The sequence below is a fragment of the Mesorhizobium sp. B2-4-18 genome (assembly GCF_006441385.1).
GTDB classification, from domain to species: domain Bacteria; phylum Pseudomonadota; class Alphaproteobacteria; order Rhizobiales; family Rhizobiaceae; genus Mesorhizobium; species Mesorhizobium australicum.
The window spans coordinates 73217-98076 of record NZ_VFUW01000010.1 but is presented as its reverse complement, the minus strand read 5'-3'; the positions used below and the strand labels follow the sequence as shown (position 1 = coordinate 98076).

The following is a 24860-nucleotide window of genomic DNA, read 5'->3' as shown; positions in this document are numbered from 1 at the left end:
TAAGAAGCCGTCAGGCGGCCTTCTTCACTTGCGCGGTCTGTTCGATCACGCCCATCACGTCACTTTCCTTCATGATGAGCAGATCCTCGCCATTGAGCTTGATCTCGGTGCCGGACCATTTGCCGAAAAGGATACGGTCACCCACCCTGACATCCAGCTCGGTCAGTTTGCCGCTGTCGTCGCGCGCGCCGGGACCGACGGCGATGACTTCGCCTTCCTGCGGTTTTTCCTTGGCGGTATCGGGAATGATGATGCCGCCGGAGGTCTTTTCCTCGGCCTCGATGCGGCGGACCAGGATACGGTCATGCAATGGACGGAACGCCATGTCGTTCTCCTCTTGGGACAAACAGGTTTTCAGCTTCCTCCACACCGGACCGGCAATTCGGGCCGATGCGGAATGCGGCGACCCTTTGTCAGGCATCGCGCGCGCATATCGAGCTAGTTTTCCCTTTTTTCGGTTTCAAGAGGCCGGCCAGAAAATTTTAGCACTCACGCCGTCGGAGTGCCAACTCACTGTTATAGCGGTCTTATTCGCTCTGCGTCGGGAGCCGCCCCTTGAATTTACGCCTAGATCCGGCAAAATTATCCGAGCCGGTACCATCGCCGGCGCCGGAACCGCTCACCCTCTGAAGGAGTTGTTTACCGACGGCGCACATTGATGGGCCGAGAGACTTTTTCGCCGTTGCGGCCACCGCTGCCGCCGAAAGGAGACACGAATGATCGCAAGCGTCAGCAAGGAGTTCCGCCTCCAGATGGAAGGCTATGGCCTGACCACCGCACAAATCCATTACCGTCTGCCTGACCATCGGAGCCTGCTGCAGCTTTATGTCTGGCAGGACTACGACCTGGCGCCGGAGTTCCCCGAACTCAAGGGCTTTCTCTCCTATTGGGAGCGCGAATTGGACGGGCCGCTTCACTCCGTCCACATCGCCCACCACCGGCTCATCACCCCATCGGAATGGCGGGCGGTCGACGGTGTCATCACGGTCCAGTAAGGGCGGCGTCATCGCGCGGTGCTGACCTTACCAGAAGCCGACCAGCGACCTCACCATCGCCTTCGCACCCGCCGTCTGCAAGCAAGCTTCAGATACGATGATTGACCAGCGCCACGCCGAGCCCGGCAAGGATCGAGCCGCAGGTTCCCGGCACCAGCCACCTTGCGCCGCTTGCCGGGGACCGCGCAAGGGCCAGCGAGGCGATGCCGGCCGCCGCCAGGTCCGCCATCGAGAACCAGCGGATCAGCGTTCGTCGATGAGCTCGCAGTGCCGCCACGGCCACGTTGGATGCCCTCACAAAGCCAGGCTTCCCTGCTCCGCCCCCTCGGCATTGGGATCGCCGGGCGCCGTTGCCCAGGCGAGTTCGACCAGCGTCACGGTGCGCTTCCCCGTGCCGTCGACCTGGCAGACGATGAGGCCCTGCTCCTCGATATAGGTGAGCAGCCGCCGGGCGCGGCGCATGGAATGCGAGCCGTAGGCGCGGGCGATCGCGCCATCGCTCGGGCACGGCCAGCCCTCCTTCGCCGCGCGCGCGATCATCATGAACACGCCTTGCATGTCCTCCGGCAGCAGCGAAGCGCGCACCGAGACGTCGCGCCACACATCGTCCTCGCTGGCTTCGGCCCCCAGTCCGGCACGGGCGCGCGTCAACATGCGGCGGAAGGTGGGCAGGTCAGGCACGACCGAGGCGAGGCCCTCGATGCGGCAGCGCACGACAAACTCCTGGTAGAGCACCCCGATCACGCGGAAGCCCGCGTCAGGTTGTGCAAGAATGGCGCGCAGCACGCGGTCCACCCGCTCGCGCCGCTCCGCCAGATCCCCGGCGCTGACTTGCGGCTCCGCCGGTTCGGGGCGGATTTCCAGCGCAGCCGACTTCGCCGCCATCAACTGGTCGAGCAGGTCCGGCGACGCCACCCGGCGCGGCGCACGCATCGTCTCGGGCGGCGGGGCGGCCAGGATGATGGCGCGGGCATCCTCGAGCGCCGCCTCCGGCAGCGGCATCAGCTTGGGCGTGCCGTTGCGCGGGCTGGTGTCGGTCGGGCCGATGCGCAGGCCGAGCGGCCGGCGCGACAGTGCCGGCCCCAGCGCCATGAACTGGCCGCGCTCCAGATCGCGGAACGCCTCCGCCTGCCGCCGCTCCATGCCTAGGAGATCGGCCGCGCGCGCCATGTCGATATCGAGGAAGGTGCGGCCCATCAGGAAATTGGAGGCTTCCGCCGCGACGTTCTTGGCGAGCTTGGCCAGCCGCTGCGTGGCGATGATGCCGGCAAGCCCGCGCTTGCGGCCCCGGCACATCAGGTTGGTCATGGCGCCGAGCGAAAGCTTGCGCGCCTCGTCCGACACCTCGCCGGCCACCGCCGGCGCGAAAAGCTGAGCTTCGTCGACCACCACCAGCATCGGGTACCAGTGGTCGCGCGCGACCTCGAATAGCCCGCCGAGAAAAGCGGCGGCGCGCCGCATCTGGTTCTCGGCATCGAGGCCTTCGAGGTTGAGCACGGTCGAGACACGGTGGATGCGCGCCCGCTCGCCGGCCGCCTGCAGGCCGCGCTCGGTGTGCTCCTCGGCATCGATCACCAGATGGCCGTAGCGTTCGCCCAGGGATACGAAGTCGCCTTCCGGATCAATGATGGTCTGCTGCACCCAAGGCGCGCTCTGTTCCAGGAGACGCCGCAAGAGGTGCGACTTGCCGGACCCCGAATTGCCCTGCACCAGAAGGCGGGTCGCCAGCAACTCCTCGAGATCGAGTTTCGCCGGCGCGCCCGCTGTCGTGTGTCCCATCTCGATCGCAACGGTCATGCCAGACTCATCAGCTCCTTCGCGGACGGGCTTAGCAATCCGATCGCGGCCCGTCGAGCAGGGCATGGCTGCCGATTCGCGTTGCGCACAGCCGAGACAATGACGATCTGGCCGCGATGGACGGCCGCAATCCGGCGGGCCTGCCGTTTACGGCCCTGACCTGTGGATAGTAACCACCTGTTCACCATGGGCCGGCGTTTCGATTGCGGCGGCCGGCCATCCGCTTAGCCTGGCCTCTGCATCGCCCCCCAAAGCGATGCACCCCAACGCCCCCAAATGGCGGCCGGCGTTTTCAAGTTTCTCTCCAAACGTATACGCCGGTCGCCACCCCTTTCGACTACAGCCTCGGCGCCTCATGCGGCTCGACCTGTCCTGGGACTGGCGGCAATCGCGGCGCGTCCAGACCCTCGAAGGGATCACGCCAGGCGTCGATCGCTTCAAGCCGCCGATACCAGCGATCGACCAGTCGATAGTCGCCGAGCGGCAGGCCCGCGACATCGTTGAAAGGCAGGAAGGTCGCCATGCGGAAGTCGGCATAAGAGACTTCGTCTCCGACCAGCCATTGCCGGCCCGCAAGCGCGGTCTCCAGGATCGCCGCCGTTGTGTGAAACAGTTTCAGCCCATCCTCGACCAGTTGGTGATCGATCGGCCCGATGTGATAACGCTGCTTGGTGCCGCGCTCGAAATGCACCATGTCGCAGGCCCGCATGAAATTCTCCTTGCCCCAACTCAGCCAGCGGATCATCTCGGGCTCATCGTCGCCGCTGCGCCAGAAATCGGACCCCATGTCGCGCGACAACCGGCAGGCTATGGCGTCGGCCTCCCACAGGCTTCCGCCGGGCCAGGCCAGTATGGGCAGGGAAAGGTTGGGATTGAGCGGCCGAAATCGCTCCGCTTGCCCCGGCGCGAACGGCGACGCGAATTCGAAGGTCACCCTCGCCCCGAGATGACGCGCCACCGCGACCCCCAGGCGCGGATTGGGGTTGCGGCTGAAGTACAGTTTTGTTTCCACCCCAGCCGGCATCGGCTCGACTTCGTCACTCATGAATGCCTCTCCTTGTCTCGGCGACCGTCGCCAGATCAAGGACGGATGCGGCTGGTGCAATCCGACAAATCATCCACTCCCCGTGCGCCGGGCGGAACGAGCAGCCTATCGAAACAGGACGGGTTGCGCAAAGTTTGGGTTGACCGTCTCCGACGACGAGGCGACACTTCATCCCACAGCAAGGCAGGAGGAAATACGATGGACGAGCCCGACCGCTGGCGCCACATGTCGAGCGCGCCAAAAGACGGCAGCCGGATCCTCGTGACGGTCCGCCCATCCGAGCAGGGGCCGGCGGAAGTCGACCTCGCCTACTGGTCACGCGCCGATCAGTTCGGTGACGAGGGCTGGCGCGCCTCCGATTCCTCGCCCGGCCGCGTCGTCGAATATGCCGAGCCGGAGCTGAAGTGCTGGATGCCGATGCCCTCGGCCAATCTCAGCCGGGGCGCCTCGATGCCGGCGCCGTGGGAAGGCGACGACGCGCAACAGCTGGACGGCTCGGGGATTTAGCGCGCCGGCCGCTTCGTCCTCTCAGAACAGAAACGCCGCCGTCACCGGATTCGGACCGTTACGGCCGTCAGCCGAATCCATGCCGGCGATCGTCTCCAGGTCCTGTGCGTCCAGTTCGAAATCGAAGACATCGAAATTGGCCGCGATGCGGTCCTGGCGCACCGACTTCGGGATGACGATCAGCCCTTGCTGGAGATGCCAGCGGATCATTGTCTGCGCGGTGGACTTGCCGTGTTTGCGGGCAATGCCTGATATGGTCGGGTCGCTCAGCAACCGGCCGCTGCCCAGCGGACTCCAGCTTTCCGTATGGATGTCGTGCCGGGCGTGAAATTCCCTCAGATCGCGCTGCTGGAAGCGCGGGTGCAGCTCGATCTGGTTGACGACGGGCGTCACGCCCGTCTCGCCGATGATGCGCTCCAGATGATCCCTGTTGAAATTCGAAACGCCGATCGACTTGATGCGGCCGGCCTGCTGCAGCTCGACGAGCGTCTTCCACGCCTCGACATATTTGTCCTGGCTGGGCACCGGCCAATGGATCAGGAACAGGTCGAGCTGCTCGACGCCGAGCTTCTTCATCGTGTCGTCGAAGGCCCGCAGCGCCGCATCGCGCTGGTGGGCGCCGTTGCGCAGCTTCGAGGTGATGAACAGCTCTGCCGCCGGCACGCCGGCGGCGCGGATCGCCTCGCCGACCCCTTCCTCGTTCCGGTAGCCCTCGGCGGTGTCGATCAGCCGGTAACCGGCCTGGATCGCCCAGCCCACCACCTGCGCCGTGATGTCGTGATCGACCTGCCAGACGCCAAGGCCAAGCTGGGGAATGGCGGTGCCGTCGTTCAACGTGATCTGTTCGGGCATGGGAGAATCCTTTTGTGGGGGATGGTCCAGCCTATCTAGGTTTGGCATCGCACAACGGCCAGTCGATTGGGGAAAATTCGCGGACCCTTATTTCGGCCGGCGCACCGCCCTCACCAAGCCGGCGTTTCCGCTGCCGCAGAACAGTCGGTCGGCGCCATCGGATTCCAGCCCCGAGACGCCCATGCCGGCAGGCATGTCGAGCTTCTCCAGAACCTTGCCCGTCCGCGGGTCGACGCGGCGCAGATCGCTTTCGTCGCCCTCCCAGGTGGCGTGCCACAATTCGCCGTCGACCCAGGTCACCCCGGTGACGAACCGGTTGGATTCGATGGTGCGCAGGATCGCGCCGGTCTCGGGGTCGATCTGGTGGATCTTGCGCTCCCGGTGCTGGCCGACCCATAGCGTGCCTTCGGCCCAGGTCAGCCCGGAATCGCCGCCATTGCCGGGGGCTGGAATGGTGGAAAGCACCTCGCCCGTGTCGGGATCGATCTTCTGGATGCGGTCCTTGGCGAGCTGGAAGAAATGCCGGCCGTCATAGGCGGTGCCGGCATGTGCCGCGACATCGATCGAGCGCAGGGCCTGCCCGCTCTCCGGATCGAAGGCGTTCAGCCTGTCGCCTGAGGCGAACCAGACATTCTTGCCATCAAAGCTTACCCCGGCCACCGTGTTGGCACCGGGAAAAGGCCCGTATTCCCTCAAGATTTCGGCTGCCGAATGTTTCATGTCCTTGTCCCTCGATGGTGGTCGTCGTCACTTTCTAGCCATTGGGAAGCGGCGCGGGGAGTAACAAGGTGGTCGTGAAACCCGCCACCGGCGGCGTCATCCAGCGGCGCGCCCGGCCATGGCCGAAGGATTGTACCTTGCCGGCCTCGGCAAGCGGCTCAAGCGCCCGCTGCACGCTGCGCTGGCCGGTTCCAAGTGCCAGCGCCAAGGCCGAGCTCGACCAGGCCTCGCCGTCGGCCAGCAAGGCAAGCACGGCCGCGTGCCGTTCCTCGATCGGCCGCGCCAGCACCACCACTGCATGGGCCTGGCGCGGCACCAGCGTGAAGCCATGCCTGGTGGCGCTGATGCCGGCCAATGCGCGAAACTCGGCACGCAGCCGCCCGATCTCGACGCGCAGGCGCGCGCGATGCGATTCATCGGCATGCTTGCCGCCGAAAGCCCGCGCCACGAGTTCCCCCCGCGACACATCACCGGGCCAGGCTTCGGCGAGCGTCCGCGCCAAGGCGAACAGCACAGGCCGGCTCGCCAGCGAAACCGTGGTCCGCCCAACGCGCACGGCGTAGCGGAAAGCATCGACGACCAGCGCCGGCGATCCCTGCAATGCCTCGACCTCTTCGAGCAGCAGCGGCTGCTCCCTGCCCTGCGCGATCAGCCGCGCCGCGGGTGTCTCCAGTGCCAGCCACGCGCTGTCGACCTCCGCGATGAGGCCGGGAATACCGGCCTTGCGAGCGGCATGGCGCGCCCACTCCAGCGCCGCGCGCGCCGGCCTGGTCCGCAGGCGCCGCATGGCGATGCCGGCGACGGCGAGTTCGTGCGCGGCTCTTGCCGCCGGCGGCAGCGGCGCCGGGTCGAGCCCGGCGAGCACCTGCTCGGCCTCGTCGAGGCGGCCGATCAAGAGCAGGCGCCGTATCTTGAGGTGACCGGCATGCGCCGCGTTCAACCGGTCGCCATGCTTTTCCAGCGCCGTGCGGGCCGCGTCGAGCGCCTTGGCCGGCCAGCCCAAATCGCGCGAAACCAGCGCGATCTCGGCCTCGGCGACGACGCATCTGGCGCGCGCCACCGCCTCTTTCGGACTGAAGGCACGCGCGGCCCGCCGCAACAAGAGCTTGGCGCGATCGAAGTCGCCGAGCTGCGCCATGGCAATGCCGCGCAGCGCCAGCGCCGGCGCATCCTCGCGCAGGGCAACGCGGTCGAGCGCGCCGAGTGGATCGCCGGCCGCCAGCGCCAGCGCTGCCGCGGTGATCAGCGAGTCCATTCAAATCCCGTCACACTTGTAACTCCCACCTCGGCGCAGCGCCGCCTAACTTACGTCAGTACCGTCAACCAGCAAGACGTGCCGGCAATGACGGCAGCAAGGGAGAACCAAAAAAATGCCTGCCTCCACCGACCTCGACCTCGACGCGGCCAATGATACGGCCAAGCGCGCCGCACGCCACCCCTGCTGCGCCGGGCCGGATCTTTCGGATTTCGCCGCGCCTGCGGCTCCCCCACACGTCCAGGCAACACCACACCGCAACGACGCCACGACCGGCAAAGGAGAAGACCAATGACCATGACCATGAAGACCCCACCGATCGTCTCACAGCAGGATTGGAACGCCGCGCACGAAAAGATGCTGGTGAAGGAGAAGGCGACGATGCGCGCCAGGGACGCGCTGTCGGCCGAACGCCGGCGCATGCCGTGGACGGAAGTGGACAAGGCCTATGTCTTCGAGGGCCCTGACGGCAAGGTGAGCCTGCTGGACCTGTTCGAAGGCCGCCGCCAGCTCATCGTCTACCGCGCCTTCTTCGAGCCCGGCGTCTATGGCTGGCCCGATCATGCCTGCCGCGGCTGCTCGCTCGGCGCCGACCAGGTCGGCCACCTCGCCCATCTCAACGCCCGCGACACCACCCTCGCCTACGCCTCTCGCGCCCCGCAGGAAGACATCGAGCGGCTGAAGACACGGATGGGTTGGGAGATGCCCTGGTATACGATCACCGATAGCTTCGACAAGGACTTCGGCGTCGACGAATGGCACGGCCACAACGTGTTCATCCATGACGGGAACCGCATCTTCCGCACCTATTTCATCAACAACCGCGGCGACGAGGCTTTGGGCACCGTCTGGAGCTATCTCGACATCACGCCGCTCGGCCGCCAGGAGGTGTGGGAAGACTCGCCCGAAGGCTACCCGCAGACGCCACTCTACAGCTGGTGGAACTGGCACGACAATTACGATGCCGGAGCCGACAAGAAATGGGCCGAAGTGTCAGCTGCCGGCGAGGCCGCGTTCCGCGACAAGGGCAACCAGTAAGCTGGCGCAAGTCCGTCCAGCCTGGGTTCCTCTTCCCGCCTCCGGCAGGGCCGAGGACCCCAGGTCATGACGGGCCGCAACCATCAAGGGAATAAGATCATGAGCGATATCCCTTCCGGCATCGGCAGCGTGACCCCCGAAAATGTCGTCCCCCATGGCATAGCCGACTGGCTATGCCTCGCCGCGGCGCCGACCTTTGCGGTGATGGCGCTGCTTTCCCGTCTTCACGGCGGCGACGGGACCATGCTGTGCATGGGCGCCTCGCCGCTGGCCGGCTCGATCCTGACCGGCATGCCGGCCATGTATCTGCTGATGAGCGCTTTCCATCTGGCGCCGTGGCTGAGGGTGATGTCCCGCCGCTAGGCGCTGAGAAGGCATGGCTCTGCCCGACTCCGGCGCCCGACCTCACGTCGCGATGTCATTGACCGGCAGCAATGGCTTGGGAAGATCGCTCTCGCCGAGCCCGGCGCGCATCTCGATCTCGATGTCGCGGCAGATTTGCGAGATCGGCACGTCGTTGGCGTTGCCCTCGAAAGGGTTGGCGCTGCTCTCGCCGACCTGGTCGAGGGACATGTAGGCCCAGCCCAGCAGCGTGCTGAACGGGATCGTCAGCCAGATGCCGATCGAGCCGAGCATTCCCCCCAGCTTGCCCATGTCGGCGAACACCGGAACCACGCCGAACGGCAGCAGCGTGCAGAAGATCATGACGAACATGGAACTGACGATGGCGTATTGCCGGGGATAGGGATTGTTCTTGATGCGGTCGCAGCGCGCCTGCTGGTCGTGGAAGTCGCGGATCAGCTTCGTCAGTTCGCCATGGATCTGCGGCGGGACCTTGGCGTCCTTGAACAGTGCATTGACCTGGACGGACTGCAATTCGAGCAGGGCTATCGCCGGACGAGGCGATTTCAGGACATCCGCGGTCTGGTCGCCCAGCAGCGGGCGTAATTCGTCGGCGATCGAACCCTTGTCCTCCTGAATGTGGTAACGCCGTCGGTATTCGATATTGGCGGCGTTCCCCATGGATTCCCACGGCATCGGCCGCCGCAGCGCATATCGCAGCGCCGTCATCCAGGCGATATGGCGGTAGATGAGCTGCCTGGCCGTCGGCGCATCGAGGAAATCCCGACAGAAATTCGACCATACGCGGCTGCTGGCCGTGATCTGCGTGAAGGCCTGCAGCGCCTCACTGCTGCGGGTGAACACCTGCGAGTTCTTGAAGCCGGCGACCAGCGACACCGTGGTGCCGAGCACCAGCACCACCGACCATGGCACGGAGAAACCGGCAATGCCCGGAAAGCGGTAGGCAGCCACGGCCAGCCCACTCACCACCACCATGTAGAGGACGCTGCGCCGTGACCACAGTGCGAAATCGATCACCTTGTAGGAACGGCCTACATACATTGAAATGCCCCTCAATCACGAACGGGCGGCAATCGGACCACCGATAGCCTGACGCCTATCATATCGTTTGCACAGGGCGAAGAGCCGTCGACCGCGGTGTGCGCAGGACGCCGCCATGGGCACAGGATCTCGCCCGCGCCCGTGATCGTTCCCCCTATTTAAATTGCACTTCGGCTTGGCGAGTTGCAGGCGTCCGCCAGTTCCGCCCGGCGAGTGGTTGTGGAAGACCGTCTTGAAGGATTCCAGCAGCACCGGACTGCACCGTCGGCAAGGCCTGGACTCCGATCGACGCCGGCGTGGGTTCACCAATAAGCGACTTCATCATGGCAAGCGCCTCGGCGACGCCCTTGTCATCGGGACGCCACGAGCCGGTAGCCTTTGGCGATCTCGATTGCCGAGCGCAGGCCGAGATCGACCGTGGTATCGGAATGTCGATGCCTTGCGCGCGCATCGAGGACAGCGTGTCGAGCGCCAGCTGGTCTCATGCCACCTTCTCGTAGCGGGCGCGGCTCAGGCTGACCAGGCAGGCGATGGCCGCGCAGACGCCGGCCAGGACCAGCGCGAGGCTGGGTGCGCCTGTCAGCGGCACGGTCGCGAAAATGATCGACATCGAAATGGCGCCAAGCGTTTGTCCCAACAGCCGTGCCGTGCCCTGCATGGCTCCCGCCGCACCGCTGCGCGCCTTGGGTGCGGAGAGAAGCAGGATGCGATTGTTCGGCGTCTGGAAAAGACCAAAACCCGTGCCCGCGACGACGGTTCCGACCAGGAAGGCAATCGCCCTTGGACCGGGCGGTGTCAGGCCCGCGATCAGAAGGCCGATCGCCAGCAACCCGCCGCCGGCGGCGCACAGCCACGCTGTCTTGAAACGATCGGCCAGCCGCCCCGAAATCGGAGCGATGATGATCGTCGCGATGGGCCATGGCATCATGTAGAGGCCCGCCTGGACCGGGCTCATGTGCAAGGTGTGCTGCAGGTAGAATGGCAGCGCGACGTAGCTGAGCATCTGCCCGGTGAAGCACGAGATCGAAGCGATGACGGCTACCCGGAAGGCTGGATCGGCCAAGAGGTCGGTCGGCACGATCGGTGCGGCACTCCTGCGTTCGAGAGACAACAAGATGACGAGGCACAGGACGGAACAACCGATCAGGATCGACCCGCTGACCGGCGCACCGGCGATGCGGTCGGCGCCCGTGAAGAACAGGATGAACATCAGTGTGTTGGCCAGCAATGCCACGAGGTTGAGGTGACGCTTCACGCCATCCAGATGCGCAAGCAACCCGCCAGACAACAGGACGATGATGCCGATCGGGATGTTGACGGCGAACAGCCACGGCCAGCTGGAAACGGAGAGGACCGCGCCGGCGACACCAGGGCCGGCGGCCGCGGAAATCGCAATCGTCATCGCGTTGAAGCCGATCACTGTTCCGAGCAGCCGCTGCGGCACCGAAACGCGCAGGTTCATCGGCCCGGTCGCCATGATGGCGCCCGCCCCCAGCCCCTGGATGGACCGGGCAGCCACAAGAACAGGCAGGCTGCCGGCGAAGGCACAGGCCGCCGAAGCCACCGTGAACAGCGCGACACCTAGAAGAAAGACACGCCGGGGGCCGTGGATCTCGCCCAGCGCGCCGCAAGGCAAAAGAGCCACAAGGACCGCAAGCTGGTAGCTCGACACCACCCACACGGTGCTGCTGGCACTGGCATTGAGCGAGGCCGCGATGGATGGCAGCGCGACATTGGCGATGGCGCCGTCCAGCACGACGAGCACCAGCGTCATCAGCAGGACGGCGATGGCCAGGTAGCGGCGTGGCGACGGCAGGCCGTCATGGGCGGCATTGATCGTTGCGGCTATGGACATCGGAGGCTCCGCTTCGTTGGTGTCGCCGAATCGATACCGCTCACCCCATGATTGCACCAGGCGCAACGGAGTAAATTGACCGTTGCGTCAAACGCCTCATCTCGTTAGGCTCTCTCATGCTCGATCTCGACCTGAACCTTCTGGTGGCGCTTGACGCCTTGCTGCGGGAGCGCAGCGTCTCGGGCGCCGCCAAGAAACTTGGCCTCAGCACGTCCGCGATGAGCCGCACACTGTCGAGATTGCGGTTGGCGCTGAGCGATCCCATCCTGGTTTCGGCGGGACGCGCCATGGTGGCGACGCCTCATGCCGAAGCGATTGCCGAACAGGTGCACACGCTGACGTCGGCGGTCCGGTCCGTGCTCAGCCCCTCGCCGGAGATCGACATCAGCCAGGTGCGGCGCGATTTCACCATCCGGGCCAATGAAGCCTTCGTGCTGCTCTACGCCGCGCGCCTCCATGCCCTTGTCACCAGTGCCGCGCCCGGCATAAGGCTGCGCTTCGCGCCCCGACCGGACAAGCGCATCGAACTGCTGAGAGAAGCCACGATCGACCTCGATATTGGCGTGCTTTCGGGTGATGGTGCCGAATTGCGCGGTCAGGCGTTGTTCGAGGACCGTTTTGTCGGTGTGGCGAGAACGGGGCATCCGCTTCTGGAGACCGAAATAACCGCTGAGCGTTACGCCGCGTGCCGGCACGTGGTCTCATCCCGGCGAGGCCATTTCATCGAACCGGTCGATGAAGCACTCGCCGAGCTCGGCCTTTCGCGAAAGGTCGATCTGGTGGTGCCCAGCTATCCGGCGGTTGTCACGGTCGCGGCCGCATCCGATCTTGTCGGGCTGGTGCCGCGATCGTACCATCTGGGTGCGACAGGCCGTACCCAGATGTTTGATCTGCCGGTGGCAATCCCAGGCTTCACCATCACCCAGGCATGGCACCCCCGCATGGATGCCGATCCCGTGCATCGCTGGCTGCGATCGTTGATCTTCAAGGAGTTTCCAGGCGCGGTTCGCCGGCTCGAGCAGCCGGCGAAGGCAGGGAGTCTGGTTACGGATCGACGGCGGACCGACTGATCCTTTTCCCGGACCGGGAGCAGTCGCCGAGCTGCCATGCCGGAGCCAAATTCAGCCGCCCCCAAACACGATCGCACGACCATCGTTTGTCGTCGCTCGCCTCATGCCGGAGGGCAAGCGGCGTTCGCCCTCTCATCCAGCCTTCGTCGCCCCGAACCGCAACCCGTCCATCAGGAGCTTGACCAGGCGGCGCGAGCGGTCGCGCCACTCGGGCGTATCTGGTGCCGAGTAGATGCCGCCCAGCGCATGCAGCACGTCGGAGGCATCGACATCGCCGCGGATGGTGCCGTCGGCCACCGCCGCCTCGACCAGTTGCCGCAGCGCCTGCGACACCCGCCCCGACATGTCGGAAAACAGCGTCGAATTGGTGGTGAACAGGATGCGCAGGCTGGTCGCCAGGCCGCGCTTGGTGGCGATGTAGTCGACGAAGCGGCGCATCCATTCTTCCAGCGCCACATCGGAGGGATATCTTGCAGCGAGCTCGCCGGCCGCCGCGCACAACCCCTCCGCTTCGCGGCGGTAGACCACCTCGACCAGGTGCTCGCGTGTCGGAAAATGCCGGTAGAGCGTGCCGATGCCGACGCCGGCGCGCCGAGCGATCTCCTCCAGCGAGCCGTCGATGCCGCGCTCGGCAAAGACCACAGCCGCCGCCTCGACCAGCCGGTCGCGATTGCGCCGTGCATCGGCACGCAACGGCTTGTCGGCGGCGGCGATTTTTTGGTCAGCGGTTGTGACGGGCTCAAAAGCCAATTTTTTTCTCCACCAGGGATATGGGGGCTTGAACCACGCCTGGCCAGCCCCCACGTAAATAAACGGAGGCACCTCCGCTTTTAGTGGAGAACCCTCATCATATAATCAGGGGAAACGGTATGTCACGTCTTTCGAAGCCGCAACCCGCCACTTTCCCACCCCGCAGGAGATTGGCCGTCGCCTGACCTTGCCCTTCCCCGCCCCTACCCCACTTCATTCCCCTCAGCGTCAAGCAACTGGAGCCAGACGCCCATGACCAGCCTTCCCATCTCGCTTACCGTCAACGGACATCGACACGAACTGGAGGTCGACCCACGCGTCACCTTGCTTGACCTGCTGCGCGAGCGGCTTGAGCTCACCGGCACGAAGAAGGGCTGCGACCGCGGCCAGTGTGGCGCCTGCACGGTGCTGGTCGACGGCAAGCGCATAAACTCCTGCCTGGCGCTGGCGGTCAGCCATGACGGCGCCGAAGTGCTGACCATCGAAGGTGTCGCTCACGGTGACGAACTGCACCCTGTGCAGGCCGCCTTCATCGCCCATGACGGTTTCCAGTGCGGTTTCTGCACGCCCGGGCAGATCATGAGCACGCTCGGCCTGATCGCCGAAGGACAGGCTGGCGATGATCCCGAGCGCATCCGCGAGGGGCTGAGCGGCAACATCTGCCGCTGCGCGGCCTATGGCGGCATCGTCGAGGCCGTCCTGGAAGCCCAAAAAAACATTGAAGCCCAGAAAAACATGGCCGACACCGCCACCACCGAGGCACGCAGGAGGACCGCGGCATGAGAGACTTCGATTTCATCAGGCCGGCCACCGTCTCCGACGCCATAGCGGCGGCGGCCGAACCGGGTTCGGCCTATCTCGCCGGCGGCACCAATCTGCTCGATCTGATGAAGGGCGGCATCACCAGCCCCGAACGGATCGTCGACATTACCCGCCTGCCGGAACTCAATCGCATCGAAACGCTCGATGATGGCGGCCTGCGCATCGGCGCGCTGGTCCGCAATGCCGATCTCGCACATGATCCGGCCTTCGCCAGAGCCTATCCGGCGGTGGCCGAAGCGCTGCTTTCGGGCGCCTCTGCGCAGCTTCGCAACGCCGCCACTGTCGGCGGCAATCTGTTGCAGCGCACGCGGTGCAGTTACTTCTACGACACCGCCAGCGCCTGCAACAGGCGCGAACCCGGTTCCGGCTGCTCGGCGCTTGGCGGCGAGAACCGCCTGCATGCGGTGCTTGGCTGGAGCGATGCCTGCATCGCCACCCATCCCTCCGATTTCTGTGTGCCGCTGGTGGCGCTGGACGCCGTCGTCGAGATCGAGGGCAAGGGAGGCCGGCGCCACGTGACCTTGGAGGAATTCCACCGGCTTCCGGGCGACACGCCGCAGCGGGAAACCGTGCTGCAGCCGGGCGACCTGATCGTTGCGGTGCGCCTGCCGGCGGAAGCAGCGTCCTTCGCCCCCCACGCCCGCTACCTGAAGCTTCGCGAACGCACCTCCTACGCCTTCGCCGTCGTTTCGGCTGCCGCGGCCCTGACGGTCGCCGACGGCAAGATCCGCGCCGCGCGGCTGGCGCTCGGCGGTGTCGCGGCCAAGCCATGGCGGGCGCGCTCGGCGGAAGCGGTGCTGCTCGGCGCCGATGCCAATGAAGCGAGCTTCGTTCGGGCCGCGGATGCGGCTCTGGTCGACGCCAGCCCCTCCGGCGACAATGCGTTCAAGATCGAGCTTGCCCGCCGCATTGTCGTCAGGGCGCTGATGTCCGCACAGGCGGGAACGCCCGCTCTGATGCCCGCTTTGCCTGCTTCCCCTTTTTCCTCCCTTCCCGGAGTGCGTCATGACGCTTGAACTCGGCCTCAACCAACAGCCTGCCCATACGCGCCAGGGCTCCAGCATCGGCCAGCCGCTGACGCGTCGCGACGGATTTTTGAAAGTCACCGGGGCCGCGCGCTTTGCCGCCGATAATAATCCGCCCGGCATGCTCTATGCCGTGCTTGCCGTCTCCAGCATCGCACGCGGCCGGGTTGTCTCGCTGGATGTCGAGGCGGCCAAGGCGCATGCGGGCGTGGTCGAGGTGATGACGCCACTGAACCGGCCGGCGCTCGCCGTCGATCCGGATGCCAAGGACCATCCCTTCATGTTCCGGCTCGACCTGCTGCAGAACGATGGGGTTCGCTACCCCAACCAGAGCATTGCCGTGGTAATCGCGCGGACGCTGGAAGCGGCGACCGAAGGGGCGGCACTGTTGTCGCCTCGCTATGAGGAGTTGCCGGCGCGCGTTGGTCTGGACGGCGCCAAAAGCTTCGTGCCGCGCGGCGTCGGCGTCGGCAATCCGGCTGTGCAGGAGAAGGGCGATGTCGAGGCCGGCCTCAAATCGGCAAGGACGCGGATCGAGGCGACCTACGAGACGCCGGCCCAGTACCACAACGCCATGGAGCCCCACGCGATCGTCGCTGCCTGGGATGGCGACCGGCTGTCGATCGACACGCCGAGCCAGGGCCTGGCCATGGCGCAGGGCCGCATCGCCGGCCTGTTCGGCATCGCGCCGCAAAACGTCCATATCCGCAGCCCTTTCCTGGGCGGCGGCTTCGGCTCCAAGGGCATGATTTCCGGACCGCAAGTGCTCGGCATCCTGGCGGCGCGTCTCGTCGGCCGCCCGGTCAAGCTGGTGCTCCGGCGCGAGCAGATGTACGGCCCCGTCGGTCACCGCGCCCCGACCCGCCAGACATTGCGCATGGGCATGGATGGCGAAGGGCTGCTGACCGCGATCTCCCATCACGCCAGGACCACGTCGAGCACGTTCGACGATTTCTTCGAACCGGCCGCCGATGCCTCGCACACGCTCTATGCCAGCCCGGCCATCGCCACCTCGCACGATGCCGTGCGGCTCGACACCGGCACGCCGCTGTTCATGCGGGCGCCAGGCGAGGCCACCGGATCGATCGCGCTTGAGAGCGCCATCGACGAGGCGGCCCATGCCTGCGGCATGGACCCGCTGGAATTCCGGCTCAGGAATTACGCCGAGGTCGAACCGATGACCGGCAAGCCGTTCTCCTCCAAGGCGCTGCGCGAATGTTACGAACAGGCCGCCGAGGCGTTCGGCTGGGCGAGCCGCCCGCTGCAGCCGCGGCGGATGCGCGACGCCGATGGTTTCCTCACCGGCTGGGGCATGGGCACGGCGACGTTCCCGGCACTCATGTTCCAGGCGGAGGCACGCGCGGTGCTGAGGGCCGACGGCACCGGCTTGATGGAGACCGGCGCCCAGGACATGGGCCAAGGCGCCTGGACGGCTTTTGCCCAGATCGCAGCAGACGGGCTGGGGCTCGACATCGACCAGGTCGATTTCAGGGCCGGCAGTTCCGACCTGCCCAATGCGGGCATCGCCGGCGGTTCGGGTCACACGGCGACGGCCGGCATGGCCATCCACAATGCGGGTGCGGCCGTCATCGCCAACCTTGCCGATCTCGCCACCGGCGACGAAGCCTCGCCGCTGTTCGGCGCCGGCAATGAAGGCGTTGTTGCACGCGGCGGACGCCTTTACCGGCGCGATGACGAAAGCCGCGGCGAAAGCTATGCCGAGATCCTCGTCCGCGCGGGCCTGACCGAAATCGAGGGCCGGGGCAAAGGCGCTCCGGACCCGGCCTCCCAGGAGACTTATGCCAAGCACGCGCATGGGGCCGTCTTCGCCGAGGTGAAGGTCGACCCGGATCTCGGCCAGATCCGCGTCACCCGGCTGGTCGGCGCATTCGCCGCCGGACGGGTCATCAATCCGCGGCTGGTGCGCAGCCAGTATTATGGCGGGATGATCTGGGGCGTTTCCTTCGCGCTGCATGAGGAAGCCGTCACGGACCGGCGTTCCGGCCGCATCCAGAATGCCAACCTGGCGGACTATCATGTCCCGGTGAATGCCGACGTGCCCTCGGTCGAGGCGCTGCTGGTTCACGAGGACGACCCTCACGTGAACGCCCTCGGCATCAAGGGCGTTGGCGAAATCGGCATCACCGGCACTGCCGGCGCCATCGCCAATGCGGTCTGGCACGCGACCGGCGTGCGCCCACGGCGCTTTCCGATCCGGATCGAGGACCTGCTGGGGTGACGAGCGGTCCGCCCGAAACGACAGGCCTGCGCCAGAGCATGATGCCGAAAAGTGGGAACCGGTTTTCGGACGACATCATGCTCTATCTATTTTGATTTAGAGGCGGATTCAGATTTCAGGCCGAACGGACCTGAAATCATCCGGCTCTAGGGCAGGCAAGCGGTCGGTTGGAGCGCCCTGCCCAGTTTCAATTCATTCCCCCAGCGTCAAGCAACCGGAGCCAGACGCCCATGACGAGCAAGACCACGATTCCCGTCCATCTCGATATCAACGGCCAGCATCACACGCTGGAACTCGAGCCGCGTGTCACGCTGCTCGACGCCTTGCGTGACAGGCTCGGCCTGACCGGCACCAAGAAGGGCTGCGACCACGGCCAGTGCGGCGCCTACACCGTCCATGTCGACGGCGAGCGCGTGCTGGCCTGCCTGACGCTGGCCGCACAGGCCGAGGGCCGCGCCATCACCACCATAGAGGGGCTTGCACGGGAGGGCGAACTGCATCCCGTGCAGGCTGCTTTCCTCGAGCAGGACGCCTTCCAGTGCGGCTACTGCACGCCAGGCCAGATCATGTCGGCGGTGGCCTGCATCCGCGAGGGCCATGCCGGCTCGGACGAGGAAATCCGCGAATACATGGCCGGCAATCTCTGCCGCTGCGGCGCCTATCCGCATATTGTCGCCGCCGTGCGCCAGGCGGCGCTGGAGGCCGCGTCATGAGGGATTTTTCCTATTTTCGCGCCACCTCGGCTGATGCCGCCCGCCAGGCGGCCGCGCTGCCCGGCGCCATGCTTCTGGCCGGCGGCACCACGCTGATCGACCTCGCCAAATGCGGTGTCGCCGAGCCCGACACGCTGGTCGATATCACCCATCTCGAGGGGTTCGACCAGATCGAGATCGACGAGCGCGGCGCCGTCATCGGCGCGCTCGCCAGGATGGGCCATGTCGCCGACCATGACGACATCAAGAGCCGCTTCCCCGCCATCTCCGAAGCGCTCTGGCAGGCAGCCTCGGCGCAGATCCGCAACATGGCGACCATCGGCGGCAATCTGATGCAGCGCACGCGCTGCCCCTATTTCCGCGATCCCTCGAACTTTGCCGCCTGCAACAAGCGCGAACCAGGCAGCGGCTGTTCGGCGATCGGCGGCGTTACCAGGGGCCATGCCGTGCTTGGCACCAGCGAGACTTGCATCGCCATGTATCCCGGCGACCTCGCCACCGCGCTCGTCGCCTTCGACGCAACGGTCCATCTCGGCGAACGGCGCGTGCCGGTGGAGGACTTTTTCCTGCTGCCAGGCACGACGCCCGACAGGGAACACGCGATCGAGCCGGGCGAGATGATCACCGCCATCGAAATCCCTTCTTCCGCCGTCGCCCGCCGTTCGACCTATTTGAAGATCCGCGACCGGCAGTCCTATGAGTTCGCCGCGGCCAGTGCCGCTGTCGGGCTCGAACTGGAGGCCGACGGGCGCACCATCCGCGACCTGCGCGTGGCGCTCGGTGGCGTCGCGACCAAACCCTGGCGGGCGCGAGCCGTGGAAGCCGCGCTAAAAGGCAAGGCGCTGGAGCCGGAAGCCGTTCGCACGGCCAGCCTGCTCGCCGTCCAAGGCGCCGTCGACCATGGCGCCAACCGCTACAAGATCGAACTCGCGCCGCGCGTCGTCGCACGCGCCATCCTCAAATTGGGAGAAGCGGCATGACCGTTCACATCGCAAGCACTGTTTACGTCGGAAGACATGGCGACGCGTCCGACGGCGCGCGGGTGGAGGCCGTCGGCGGCCGGCTGTGGCGCGTCGACGGCCCGGCCAAGATCACGGGTGCGGCGAAATACGCCGTCGAGCAGCGGCTCGAGGGGCTCGCCCATGCCGTGCTGGTCGAAAGCACCATCGCATCCGGCAAGGTGCGCGCCATCGAGATGGCGGAGGCCGAGACTGCGCCGGGCGTCCTCAAGGTGTTGACACCAGACACGATCATCAGCCTGAAAACCGCCTCGGACTGGTTCGGCACGCCGCCGCCGGACAAACCCTATTGTCCGCTGGCCCGCGACGTCACCTTCTCGGGCCAGCACGTCGCCGCCGTCATCGCCGAGACGTTCGAGCAGGCCGTGGCCGCCGCGGCGATGGTCAAGGTAAGTTATGATGAGACGCCGGCCATCGTCGACCTCAGCGACGGCAAGGCCGGCGACGGCATCCCGGTCGACGCCATGACCAAGGAATGGGGCGACGCGGCCGCCGCCTTCGCCTCCGCCCCGGTGCGCATCTGCGCCGCCTACAACACACCGCGCGAATACCAGGCGCCGATGGAGCCGCATGGCCTGATCGCCCGCTGGGAGGGCGACCGTCTCACCGTGTGGGAGCCGAGCCAATGGCTGGACGGCATGGCGCGCACCTATGCCGAATGGTTCGGCGTGCCGTTCGAGAATGTGCGGCTGGTATCGCCCTATGTCGGCGGCGGCTTTGGCTCCAAGGCGCTGGCGCTCAGCCATGGCGCGATCGCCGCAAGTGCCGCGAAAATGCTCGGCCGGCCGGTGCGGCTGGTCATGACGCGGCCGCAGACCTTCACCGGCTATGGCGGCCGCGCCGCGACGCGGCAGACGGTGACGATCGGCGCCGACCATGACGGAAGAATCCAGTCGATCGTGCATCGCGGTGTCAACGAAACCTCCATCGACGGCATGTGGGTCGAGCCACTGGGCTCGGTCACCTCGATCATGTACGCGACGCCGAACTTCTCCTCGAAACAGAATGTCGTGCGGGTGAATTCGGTGGTGCCGGGCGCCATGCGCGCACCGGGTGAAAACCCGTCGGCCTTCGGCATCGAAAGTGCCATCGACGAGCTCGCCTACGAGATCGGCATCGATCCGCTGGAAATCCGGCTGCGCAACTACGCCGAACAGGATCCGCACGCGAAAAAAGCCTGGTCGACCAGGCAGTTGCGCGAGGCTTTCGCAGAGGGTGCCGAACGCTTCGGCTGGGCCAGGCGCACGCCTGAGCCACGCTCGATGCGCGACGGCAACCATCTGGTCGGCTGGGGCGTGGCCGCCGGCACCTATCCGGTGCGGCGCGCCTATGGCGAGGCGATCGTGCGCATCCTGGCCGACGGCTCGGTCGAGGTCGAAAGCTCCTCCATCGACATGGGCCAGGGCACCTACACCATCCTGGCGCAGACGGCCGCCGAAACGGTCGGCGTTGCGGCCAACGACGTGGTGGTGAAGCTCGGCGATTCGCGCTTCCCCCGCGCCGGCGTCGCCGGCGGCTCGCGGCTGGCCGGCGTGATGACGGGCGCCGTCCACAAGGCCGCGACCTCGGCACTCGACCAGCTGGTCGGCCTGGCGATCAGCGATCCCCGCTCGCCCTTCAACGCGCTGCAGGCCAACACGCTGGTCGTCGCCAATGGCCGCATCACCGCGCCGCGGGGCGACGGCCCCGACGTCTCGATCGGCGAACTGCTCAAAAGCGTCGGCCGCGACCGCATCGAGGCGACGGGCGACACCATGCCGGCCAATTCGAGCGTCGAGGATCGCTACAAGAACTACACCACCATCGCCATGGCGCTGCCACACACGGAGGGTGACTATTCGCGCCATTCCTGGTGCGCGCATTTCGTCGAGGTGCGCGTCGACGAGGATTTCGGCACGGTGCGTGTGTCGCGCGTCGTGTCGGCGCTGGATTCGGGCCGCCTCTACAATCCGAAACTCGCCGAGAGCCAGTGGAAGGGCGGCATCATCATGGGCATCGGCCAGGCGCTGCTCGAAGAAGGCATCGTCGATCGCCGCCACGGCCGCATCGTCAACAACAACCTCGCCGACTATCTCATCCCGACCAATGCCGACATCCCCGACATCGAGGTGATCTCGGTGGGGATTCCCGACCCGCACTCCTCGGTGCTCGGCGGCAAGGGCGTCGGCGAGCTGGCGATCGTCGGCATGGCGCCGGCCATTGCCAACGCGGTGTTCCATGCCACAGGCAAGCGCGTGCGGGATCTGCCGATCACGCTGGAGAAGCTGATCTGACGGAGAGGCTGCCAATCTTCCCCCTCGTGGGGGAGATTGGATGTCGCGGCGGTTCCGCCAATTTTCAACATTGAAAAAAAAGCGCCTGCGCCGATCACCACTCCAGCCCGAACACCAGCTTGCCGAAGTGCAGGCCGCCGGCGGCCATGTGGGCGTAGGCTTCGGCCGCTTCGTCGGGCGAAAACACCTTGTCGACCACCGGCTCGATCCGGGCCGCGCCGACGGCGCGGGCGGCGTCGCTGAGATCGGACACCGATCCGGTGTTGTTGCCGACCACTTTCAGCGCCTTGATGATGATCGGCAGCAGATTGATCGTGGCTTCGGCACCGGTGACGAAGCCGATGGTGAACAGCGTACCGCCGGGCGCGGTGGCGTTGACGGCGCGGGCGAAGGTGGCGCTGCCCCCGGTCTCGACGACAAGGTCGGCGCCGAGGCCGCCGGTCAGCTCCAGCACCTTGCCATCCCACTCGGGCGTCGCGCGGTAGTTGATGAGATGATCGGCGCCGAGCGCCTTCGCCCGCTCCAGCTTTTCGTCCGACGACGAGGTGATGATGACGGTCGCGCCGGCGGCTTTGGCGAGCTGCAGGGTGAAGATGGAGACGCCGCCAGTGCCAAGCAGCACGACGACCGAGCCCGGCCCGACATCGGCGGCGCGGATGGCGTTCCAGGCGGTGGTGCCGGCGATGGGCAGCGTCGACGCCGCCTCGAAGGAAAGATGCGCCGGCACCGGCACCAGCGAATTGGCCGGCAACGCGACATATTCGGCCAGTGACCCCGGCAGCGAAATGCCGCGCATCTGCGTCATTTCGTAAGGCCGCGGCGGCCCACCGATCCAGCGCGGCTTGGCATGGGCGATGACGCGATCGCCGATGGCGAATTTCGCAACGTCCTCGCCCAGCGCGACGATCTCGCCGGCGCCGTCGGCTACGGGGATGAGCGGAAAGCTCGGTCCGGGATAATTGCCGCTTGCCACCGCCACATCGACGAAATTGAGGCTCGCCGCACGCTGGCGGATCAGCACCTCTCCGCGCTGCGGTTCGGGGGTTGCAACGGTGGCGGCGCGGAAGGCGTCCAGCCTGGGCTGGCTGAGTTCGATGGCTTTCATGGTTTCACTCCGGTGGACGATTGGTGGTTGAGTGAACCTATTTGCTGCGTTATCTCTGGATAATCCTCGTTTCGCGAAATTGAGAACTGTGAATGATGCAGCAATCTCACGAACCCGCTGCCCTTGCCGAGATGGCTGCGTTCGCGGCCATCGCCGAGGCGCGCTCCTTCACCAAAGCGGCGGCGCGGGTCGGGCGCGACGCGACCATTCTGTCGCGGCGCCTGCAATCGCTGGAAACGCGGCTGGGGGTGAGATTGCTCTCGCGCACGACGCGCAGCGTCTCGCTGACCGAAGCGGGCGCCGAATTCCTGATGCGCGTGCGCGCCATCCTTGCATCCGTCGACGAGGCCGAGGCCGTCGCGTCCGCGCATGCCGGAGGCCGCCCGCGCGGCGTGCTCAGGCTGGCGCTGCCCGGCACGTTCGGGCGCATGTGGATCGGGCCGCTGCTGCCTCAATTCCTTGCCGAATTTCCCGATGTCCGCATCGAGGCCGAATTCTCCAACCGCTTCACCGATCTGGTCGCCGAGAATTTCGACGTCGCCGTGCGGCTGGGCAGCCTGGAGGATTCGCGCCTGGTGGCACGCAAGGTGGCGACGCGACGCAGGCTGCTCTGCGCGGCTCCCTCCTATCTCGCCCGCAGGGGCACGCCGGAGACGCCGCAGGCGCTGCTCGATCATTCCTGCCTGGGCTTCTCGGGCTTCCAGACCTTTCCGGCCTGGGAGATGACCGACCGCGAGGGCCGGCGCGCGCGCGTCGAGGTTTCCGGGCCGTTGGTCAGCGACGATGCCGAGGTGCTGGTCGAGGCCGCCGTGCAGGGGCTCGGCCTGATGATGAGCACCGACTGGCTGGTCGGGCGCGAGCTTGCCGATGGACGGCTGGTGCCTGTGCTGGAGGAGTGGACCTTGGCGGATGAAGGCGCCGTCTATGTCGTCACGCCCTCGGCCAAGGGAAAAGCCGCCAAGACCCGCGCCTTCACCGACTGGATCGGCAAGCGCTTCGCGCCGGAACCGCCCTGGCGGTAAAGCCGCTGACCCGCTCGCGGTAGAGACTGCGCGCTTCAGGGCCCATGAGCCGCCAGCGGCATGCCGATGTCCGACACGAGTTTGACGAGGTCGGCTTGGCGTCTCGTGCCGGTTTTGGCAAAGATTCGGTTGAGGTGGGTCTTCAAGGTGTTTTCGCCAATGCCGAGCGCCAACGCGCTCTTGGACGCTGACAATCCGCTGCCGATCCGCAGCAGCACCCGCGCCTCCGAGGGCGTAAGATCGAACAGCGTGGTCAGAACGGCCTCCGGGAGGGGAGAAGCCGATGTCGTCGTCGATATGAACACAGCCGCGCATGCCGGCCGGAAAACCGCGCGCGCCGTTCCTTCAGTCAACGGCAACACATAGGCAACGGCGGGCGGCTGGCCTTGGGCCGAAACCGGCAGCCCTATGCCGCGCGCGCCAAGCGAGGCATCCGCGCTCGCCGTGCTGGCGATCGCGTCGAGCAGGGCGCGGGCCACCACCCGATTCTGTGCCTGGAGCAGGCCGTTCCTGGAGAGAATGGGCCCCTGCACCGAAAACATCTGTTCGGCGGCCGCATTCGCATGGAGGATTGCTCCATTGGCGTGGGTAAGCACGACAGGCACAGCCAAATGATCGAGCGCCTGACGATAAAGATCGATGGTGATGCGGCCCTGGTCGAGCAGATCGCCGATCAGCGAAGCACGGCGCAGATGCGGCGAGAGCAATGCCAGGAAATGCTGCTCTTCGATCGAGATGCCTCCCCTGCTGGCTCGCGTGGTGCAGCCCAGAAGCCCGATTCGGTCCGGCGTATGAACGAATTTGGTGATGCAAGCCTCGCGCAGTCCCTGCGGTTTGGCCCAGTTCTGAAAAAACGGCGTCAGTTGGAGTTCGCTTTCGCTCATGAGCGACAGCGTCGCAACGGGCCGGTCGACATCGCCGACGACCGCTGCCTTCAGCCCGGGAATTCCATCAAAGTCATAGTCTTCCTCGAGGGCCCGCATCCGTACGGGATCCCAGGGCGACTGAGCCGCGAAACGGCCACTATTATGGGCGGTGCCGGCAAGCGCGATGGTGGTATAGGCCGCGTCGACAGCTTTCGTGACGCGGGTCATGACTCCGGCCCAGCCTTCCGGGTTCAAAACGCAATCGTAGATATCGCCGATAATTGAACTCAGGACTTCGCTGCTCAGCCTTTCCATCACACCTCCAGGCACGCCCCGATCTCGCCTCGGAGGAATTTGTGACATCATACTTTTGGATGACGCAAGTCGCGGCCGCTCTCGACTATGGGTTGAACTTGGTCGCTTGAACGCCGGGCCGCCACTGTTGCCGGTTATTGTCGCAATGGAAAGCATCGCGTTCGATATTTTTT

Annotated in this window: 26 protein-coding genes; 14 read left to right on the top strand and 12 right to left on the bottom strand. The window is 66.0% G+C overall.

Features of this window, described 5'->3' with window-relative positions:
- Positions 1-10 precede the first annotated feature (10 nt).
- The gene (locus tag FJ527_RS22885; RefSeq protein ID WP_015316962.1) at positions 11-325 is read right to left on the bottom strand and encodes a co-chaperone GroES; all 315 of its coding nucleotides are present in this window, start codon (positions 323-325) and stop codon (positions 11-13) included.
- Positions 326-716: 391 nt separating this feature from the next.
- On the opposite strand from FJ527_RS22885, the gene FJ527_RS22880 reads away from it, so the two are divergent.
- Complete coding sequence (locus FJ527_RS22880) at positions 717-995, top strand: usg protein (RefSeq protein WP_015316961.1); 279 nt, start codon at positions 717-719, stop codon at positions 993-995.
- Between the two features lie 88 nt (positions 996-1083).
- Here the strand turns inward: FJ527_RS22880 and FJ527_RS22875 are convergent, their stop codons facing one another.
- The 3 genes from FJ527_RS22875 to FJ527_RS22865 form a co-directional block, all read right to left on the bottom strand.
- Positions 1084-1293 (bottom strand): hypothetical protein, encoded by a 210-nt coding sequence (locus tag FJ527_RS22875; protein ID WP_181166453.1) that lies wholly within the window; start codon positions 1291-1293, stop codon positions 1084-1086.
- Complete coding sequence (locus tag FJ527_RS22870) at positions 1290-2792, bottom strand: ATP-binding protein (RefSeq protein WP_140824079.1); 1503 nt, start codon at positions 2790-2792, stop codon at positions 1290-1292. Before FJ527_RS22870 ends, FJ527_RS22875 begins: the two co-directional genes overlap by 4 nt.
- Before the next feature lie 337 nt (positions 2793-3129).
- On the bottom strand, positions 3130-3837 hold the full coding sequence (locus FJ527_RS22865) for a glutathione S-transferase family protein (RefSeq protein WP_181166452.1): 708 nt from the start codon (positions 3835-3837) through the stop codon (positions 3130-3132).
- 198 nt (positions 3838-4035) lie between these two features.
- Here FJ527_RS22865 and FJ527_RS22860 point away from each other — a divergent pair, with 198 nt between their 5' ends.
- Positions 4036-4344 (top strand): hypothetical protein, encoded by a 309-nt coding sequence (locus FJ527_RS22860; protein ID WP_015316958.1) that lies wholly within the window; start codon positions 4036-4038, stop codon positions 4342-4344.
- 21 nt (positions 4345-4365) lie between these two features.
- On the opposite strand, the gene FJ527_RS22855 is transcribed toward FJ527_RS22860, so the two are convergent.
- The 3 genes from FJ527_RS22855 to FJ527_RS22845 form a co-directional block, all read right to left on the bottom strand.
- The gene (locus FJ527_RS22855) at positions 4366-5196 is read right to left on the bottom strand and encodes an aldo/keto reductase (protein WP_015316957.1); all 831 of its coding nucleotides are present in this window, start codon (positions 5194-5196) and stop codon (positions 4366-4368) included.
- Between the two features lie 87 nt (positions 5197-5283).
- Positions 5284-5916 carry a PQQ-binding-like beta-propeller repeat protein gene (locus FJ527_RS22850; RefSeq protein WP_140824078.1) on the bottom strand — a complete coding sequence of 211 codons (633 nt, stop codon included), beginning with the start codon at positions 5914-5916 and terminating at the stop codon, positions 5284-5286.
- Between the two features lie 34 nt (positions 5917-5950).
- Positions 5951-7171: a helix-turn-helix domain-containing protein gene (locus FJ527_RS22845; protein WP_140824077.1), complete on the bottom strand. Its 1221-nt coding sequence runs from the start codon at positions 7169-7171 to the stop codon at positions 5951-5953.
- A gap of 115 nt (positions 7172-7286) precedes the next feature.
- On the opposite strand from FJ527_RS22845, the gene FJ527_RS22840 reads away from it, so the two are divergent.
- The 3 genes from FJ527_RS22840 to FJ527_RS22830 all read left to right on the top strand — a co-directional run bounded on the left by FJ527_RS22840 (position 7287) and on the right by FJ527_RS22830 (position 8572).
- On the top strand, positions 7287-7466 hold the full coding sequence (locus FJ527_RS22840; protein WP_140618005.1) for a hypothetical protein: 180 nt from the start codon (positions 7287-7289) through the stop codon (positions 7464-7466).
- Positions 7463-8209, top strand: coding sequence for a thioredoxin family protein (locus FJ527_RS22835; protein ID WP_140824076.1), 747 nt, complete (start codon positions 7463-7465; stop codon positions 8207-8209). Before FJ527_RS22840 ends, FJ527_RS22835 begins: the two co-directional genes overlap by 4 nt.
- 99 nt (positions 8210-8308) lie before the next feature.
- Positions 8309-8572, top strand: a complete 264-nt coding sequence (locus tag FJ527_RS22830; RefSeq protein WP_140663353.1) for a hypothetical protein — start codon at positions 8309-8311, stop codon at positions 8570-8572.
- Between the two features lie 42 nt (positions 8573-8614).
- Here FJ527_RS22830 and FJ527_RS22825 read toward each other — a convergent pair whose 3' ends face one another.
- The gene (locus tag FJ527_RS22825) at positions 8615-9613 is read right to left on the bottom strand and encodes a bestrophin family ion channel (protein ID WP_140725270.1); all 999 of its coding nucleotides are present in this window, start codon (positions 9611-9613) and stop codon (positions 8615-8617) included.
- Between the two features lie 296 nt (positions 9614-9909).
- Between FJ527_RS22825 and FJ527_RS29400 the strand changes: the two genes are divergently transcribed.
- Positions 9910-10113: a hypothetical protein gene (locus tag FJ527_RS29400; protein ID WP_181166451.1), complete on the top strand. Its 204-nt coding sequence runs from the start codon at positions 9910-9912 to the stop codon at positions 10111-10113.
- On the opposite strand, the gene FJ527_RS22815 is transcribed toward FJ527_RS29400, so the two are convergent.
- The gene (locus FJ527_RS22815) at positions 10095-11468 is read right to left on the bottom strand and encodes an MFS transporter (RefSeq protein ID WP_181166450.1); all 1374 of its coding nucleotides are present in this window, start codon (positions 11466-11468) and stop codon (positions 10095-10097) included. The two genes, FJ527_RS29400 and FJ527_RS22815, sit on opposite strands and share 19 nt — an antisense overlap.
- Positions 11469-11584: 116 nt before the next feature.
- Here FJ527_RS22815 and FJ527_RS22810 point away from each other — a divergent pair, with 116 nt between their 5' ends.
- Positions 11585-12538, top strand: a complete 954-nt coding sequence (locus FJ527_RS22810) for a LysR family transcriptional regulator (RefSeq protein ID WP_140824075.1) — start codon at positions 11585-11587, stop codon at positions 12536-12538.
- A gap of 132 nt (positions 12539-12670) precedes the next feature.
- On the opposite strand, the gene FJ527_RS22805 is transcribed toward FJ527_RS22810, so the two are convergent.
- Positions 12671-13288 (bottom strand): TetR/AcrR family transcriptional regulator, encoded by a 618-nt coding sequence (locus FJ527_RS22805; protein WP_140824074.1) that lies wholly within the window; start codon positions 13286-13288, stop codon positions 12671-12673.
- A gap of 252 nt (positions 13289-13540) precedes the next feature.
- On the opposite strand from FJ527_RS22805, the gene FJ527_RS22800 reads away from it, so the two are divergent.
- From FJ527_RS22800 to FJ527_RS22775, 6 genes are all read left to right on the top strand, one after another.
- On the top strand, positions 13541-14071 hold the full coding sequence (locus FJ527_RS22800) for a (2Fe-2S)-binding protein (RefSeq protein WP_140824073.1): 531 nt from the start codon (positions 13541-13543) through the stop codon (positions 14069-14071).
- On the top strand, positions 14068-15126 hold the full coding sequence (locus tag FJ527_RS22795) for a xanthine dehydrogenase family protein subunit M (RefSeq protein WP_140824072.1): 1059 nt from the start codon (positions 14068-14070) through the stop codon (positions 15124-15126). Before FJ527_RS22800 ends, FJ527_RS22795 begins: the two co-directional genes overlap by 4 nt.
- A complete protein-coding gene (locus tag FJ527_RS22790) occupies positions 15116-17374 on the top strand; it encodes a xanthine dehydrogenase family protein molybdopterin-binding subunit (RefSeq protein WP_140824071.1) in 2259 nt (752 codons plus the stop codon). Before FJ527_RS22795 ends, FJ527_RS22790 begins: the two co-directional genes overlap by 11 nt.
- 230 nt (positions 17375-17604) lie before the next feature.
- Entirely contained in the window at positions 17605-18087 is a 483-nt protein-coding gene (locus FJ527_RS22785) for a (2Fe-2S)-binding protein (RefSeq protein WP_140824070.1), read from the top strand.
- Positions 18084-19067: a xanthine dehydrogenase family protein subunit M gene (locus FJ527_RS22780; RefSeq protein ID WP_140824069.1), complete on the top strand. Its 984-nt coding sequence runs from the start codon at positions 18084-18086 to the stop codon at positions 19065-19067. The genes FJ527_RS22785 and FJ527_RS22780 overlap by 4 nt, the downstream gene beginning before the upstream one ends.
- A complete protein-coding gene (locus FJ527_RS22775; protein WP_140824068.1) occupies positions 19064-21379 on the top strand; it encodes a xanthine dehydrogenase family protein molybdopterin-binding subunit in 2316 nt (771 codons plus the stop codon). The genes FJ527_RS22780 and FJ527_RS22775 overlap by 4 nt, the downstream gene beginning before the upstream one ends.
- Positions 21380-21473: 94 nt before the next feature.
- On the opposite strand, the gene FJ527_RS22770 is transcribed toward FJ527_RS22775, so the two are convergent.
- Entirely contained in the window at positions 21474-22484 is a 1011-nt protein-coding gene (locus FJ527_RS22770) for an NAD(P)-dependent alcohol dehydrogenase (RefSeq protein ID WP_140663371.1), read from the bottom strand.
- Positions 22485-22576: 92 nt separating this feature from the next.
- On the opposite strand from FJ527_RS22770, the gene FJ527_RS22765 reads away from it, so the two are divergent.
- Entirely contained in the window at positions 22577-23506 is a 930-nt protein-coding gene (locus FJ527_RS22765; protein ID WP_015316939.1) for a LysR family transcriptional regulator, read from the top strand.
- 35 nt (positions 23507-23541) lie between these two features.
- Here FJ527_RS22765 and FJ527_RS22760 read toward each other — a convergent pair whose 3' ends face one another.
- Complete coding sequence (locus FJ527_RS22760) at positions 23542-24843, bottom strand: PAS domain-containing protein (RefSeq protein WP_224683851.1); 1302 nt, start codon at positions 24841-24843, stop codon at positions 23542-23544.
- Between the last annotated feature and the right edge of the window lie 17 nt (positions 24844-24860).